The organism is Dokdonella sp., assembly GCF_049593775.1.
Taxonomy (GTDB): domain Bacteria; phylum Pseudomonadota; class Gammaproteobacteria; order Xanthomonadales; family Rhodanobacteraceae; genus Dokdonella.
Genome location: NZ_JBAWHJ010000103.1, coordinates 1 through 4172, shown reverse-complemented (window position 1 = coordinate 4172; position 4172 = coordinate 1). Strand labels below are relative to the sequence as shown.

Below are 4172 nucleotides of genomic sequence, written 5' to 3'. Positions count from 1 at the left end.
ATTACGGTGTTTGCGGTTGATTTGCGTTCTGCTGCTTTCTTGCAGCACATCCTGGGCGTACAACGTCGAGGACGGATTTGTCGCGGACGCGGACAACGCCGTAAGAGCCCTGGCGGTACAGGCCGATGGCAGGATGATCGTTGCCGGTCAGTTCACGAACATCGCCGGGCAAGCTCGCGTTCGCATTGCCCGGCTCCTTGCCGATGGTGAAGTCGATCCCGGATTTGCGGCAACCACCGTGGACAACACGGTGCTTGCCGTGGACGTGCAAACAGACGGTCGCATCCTGATTGGCGGATCGTTTTCGCAAGTCGATGGCCTTCCCAGAAGCCGCATCGCGCGCCTGAATGCCAACGGCAGCGTCGATGCCGGCTTTGCGCCCCCTGTGGCAGGCGGCGCGGCGTTTCGAGTGAACGCCATCGCAGCACAGGCGAACGGCAAGATCGTTATTGGCGGAAGTTTTGGAACTGTCAACGGCGCACCGCGCGGAAATATTGCCCGGCTGAACGCAGACGGGAGTCTGGACGCAACCTTCGATCCCGGTGCGGACGGTGAAATCAGGGCATTTGCACTGCAGCCGAATGGCAAGATCATCGTCGGCGGCAACTTCCAGACGATCGCGGGCACGGCGCGGGATTATCTCGCGCGATTGAACGCAGACGGCACACTCGATGGTTCATACGTCGGCGGCGCCTTCAACCCGATCAACGATCTGGCCCTTCAGTCCGATGGAAAGCTGGTGGCAGCCGGAGTCAGCTTTATCGACGCAGGCATCAACGTGAACGCAATCCGGCGCCTGAATACCGGCGGGACCACAGACGCGACGTTCCAGGCCAGTCCCGATCACGATGTCGAAACGGTCCTCGTTCAATCCGGAGGCGAGATCGTGATCGGTGGTCGCTTCCACACGGTGGGTGGCTTCATGCGCGAGCGAATTGCACGACTGGATACGAATGGCAGCGTGGACCCGGAGTTTGTGCCGATGGCCAACGGCGTGGTCTTCGCTCTGGAAATCCAGGCTGATGGCAAGGTCGTATTCGGCGGCAACTTTACGCAGGTCGATTCACAATCGCGAGGCCGCCTCGCGCGTCTGAATCTGGATGGCAAGCTCGACGCCACGTTCGATCCCGGAGCGGACAGTTCCATCGCCGCCATCGTCCAGCAGGCCGACGGCAAACTTTTCGTGAGCGGCGCATTCAGCTCCGTGGCGGGAGTCTCTCGATTGTGCATAGCGCGGCTGCACGCGGATGGATCGGTGGATCCCGAGTTTGATCCTGGTGCCAACGCTGTCGTGTATTCGCTGGTTGTGCAACCGGACGGAAAGCTCGTCGCAGGCGGTGCGTTCACGGAAATTGGTGGCTTGTCGCGCAACCATCTGGCACGTCTGAACACGGATGGCAGCGTTGACCCAAGCTTTACCCCAAGTGCCGACAACGATGTCTATAGCGTCGTCCCACAGGCCGATGGCAAGCTCCTGGTGACTGGCACTTTCACAATGATAGATGGTGTGCCGCGTTCGGGAATTGCGCGACTCAATGCCGACGGCAGCGTCGATCCATCATTCAGTCCCGTCCCGAACGCACCCGTCAACTCGATATCCGTGCAGCCCGACGGGAAAATCATTCTCGGCGGGATCTTTACCTCGATCTCTGGCATCACGCGCAATCGCGTCGCACGCCTGAATGCCAATGGCAGCGTGGATACCGATTTCAACCCGGACTTCGGAGGCATCGTCGTATCGACCGCTATACAGCCTGACGGCAAGATTCTGGCAGCGGGAAGTTTCACAACCGTAGGTGGGCTGGCTCGCACTGGCATCGCTCGGCTTGAAGCGAATGGCGATGTCGACGTGGGATTCACGACTGAAATAAACAATCTAGCCTTGGCTATCGCGATCGGAATTGATGGAAAAATTGCCCTGGGCGGAACCTTTACCGACATCAATGGCCAGACACGCAAATACATCGCGCTACTCAATGCCGACGGCAGTCTGGATCCGGCACTGGCTATCGGAGCGAACGATTTTGTCTTTGCGTTGATGCTTCAAGCGGATGGCAAGTTGACAACAGGTGGAAACTTTAGCGCACTCGAGGGAGCACCTCGAGACGCCCTTGCGCGACTGAGCTCACCGGCGCCCGTGAACGACTCACTGGACGTCGTTGCCTACAGCAGTGGCGAGAGCGTGATTCGCTGGACCCGCGCCGGCAGCGGGCCTGAGCTTTCCCTGCCACCGAAGTTGAGCGTTTCGCTGGATGGCATCGTCTACTCGCCAATTGGTACCATGCAGCGCACGGCATCTGGCTGGAAACTCATCAGCACCGCTCCACCCGCCTCCACTCAGTTTTATTTGCGCGCAGCCGCGCAGAACAGCTTCGGGTACTACGCCGGATCGAGCCTGATCCAGGCCACGCGCCAGGCATTCATCACCAACAACGACGGCATCTTCATCGACGGGTTCGATGAATTGCCGTTGTGACCTGACAAGGATTCGACTTGCGGAAACTGCATGGGGTCAGCCGGGGTTGATGACGACGTTGAAACAAGCGGGATTGATCCAAGCCATCCCGCTTGTTCCGACATCGCGACTGCGGAATCCGCACATCGCGGCTTCCGCCCAGCCATCCGTGCGCCCGATCACCTCGATAGACTTTGGCCTGCTACTGGAAGCCGTCGATGAAGATGCCATCGTTCGAAGCGGTGGAAGCCGGAAGCTCCTTCTGGACAAAACTCCCCGAACCATTGCTAAAGCCAGAACGCGTCGAGCCGCTGGCCCGCAGATAGAAAGCTGAATTCGGTGGCGGTTCGAAGCCGACGTAGCGCCAACCGCCCTCGATGCGCTGCATCGAGCCGATCAAGCCGAAAGTACTTCCGTTCAACGAGAATTTCAGTTGCGGTGGCTCGTTCAGCGCCGGCGCACCGCCGGATCGTAGCCAGCGGATTTCGCTCGGGCCGTTTGAATAGCCGAGGAACTGCAGTGAATCGGTGACTGCTTCGGAGGCATTCAGGCGGCCGAGGTTGCTGCGCGGCTGTCCACCGAGTGTCGTGAACAATCCACCGACGACGAGCTTGCCATCGGTTTGCGCGGCAAGTCCTTGCACGCTTCCGTTGGTGCCCGGATTGAAGGACATGTCGAGATTGCCATCCGCATCAAGCAGGGCAAGGGTTGCACGCGGCTGACCGTTCACCGTCAAGAAGTTGCCGCCCAGGTACATCCCGCCGTCTGCTCGCAACGCCAACGCGTTGACCTGTGCGTCAACGCCTGGGCTGTACGACGCATCGGCGCTGCCATCGGCATTCAAGCGCGCGAGATTGGCGTGCGTCTGGCCACCGATGATCGTGAAGTTGCCGCCAACCATTATTTTTCCATCTTCCTGGATGGCTATCGCGGAGATCGTGCCATTCACATCTGGATTGAAGAACAAGTCGACAGTGCCGTCTGCATGGAGGCGCGCGATGCGATTGCGTGATTGACCATCGATCGTCGTGAAATTGCCTGAAATGACGATAGCACCATCCGCCTGGATCGCCATCGAATAGACAATGCCATTCAACACCGGGGCAAATGCAGCATCGACGGACCCGTTTACATTGAGTCGCACGATGCCCTTGCGCGGCTGGCCATCAAACGTGGTGAAACTTCCCGCGACGAGAACTTGCCCATTCGGCTGTTCTGCCAGGGCCCGGATCAGGCCATCGGCACCGGCGCCAGGGTTGAAGCTCGAGTCGTGAGTTCCGCTCGCGTTGAGCCGAGCTATTCGGTTGCGCGAGGTGCTGCCGATCATCGTGAATGTACCGGCAACAACACGCTTGCCATCCGATTGCTGGAGAATCGCCCCGACCTGGCCATTGGCATTCGGATCGAAATCCGTATCGACTTGACCGTCTCCGTCGAGCATGGCGATGCGGTTGCGTGGCTGACCGTCGATCGTCACGAATCCGCCACCAACCATGAGCTTGCCGTCGGGCTGTTGCACGATCGCAGGGACCGAGGCGTTGCTGCCGGGATTCAATGTCGCATCGACGCTGCCATTGGTGTTGAGGCGGGCGATCTTCTGTCGACTGTGGCCACCAACGTTCGAGAACTGCCCACCGATCAGCAACTTTCCGTCGGCCTGCTCGGCGACTTCACTGACCTCGAAGTTTGCAACGGGATCGAACGCGCTCTCCAGGTT

At 59.5% G+C, this 4172-nt stretch carries 2 protein-coding genes; one reads left to right on the top strand and one right to left on the bottom strand.

Annotation, left to right across the window (positions count from 1 at the left end):
- The coding region (locus WBP53_RS03505) for a delta-60 repeat domain-containing protein (RefSeq protein ID WP_423925984.1) at positions 1-2476 on the top strand (2476 nt) is incomplete at its 5' end.
- Between the two features lie 181 nt (positions 2477-2657).
- Here WBP53_RS03505 and WBP53_RS03500 read toward each other — a convergent pair.
- Positions 2658-4172, bottom strand: a 1515-nt coding sequence (locus tag WBP53_RS03500; protein WP_423925982.1) for a delta-60 repeat domain-containing protein, incomplete at its 5' end; no start/stop codon positions are given.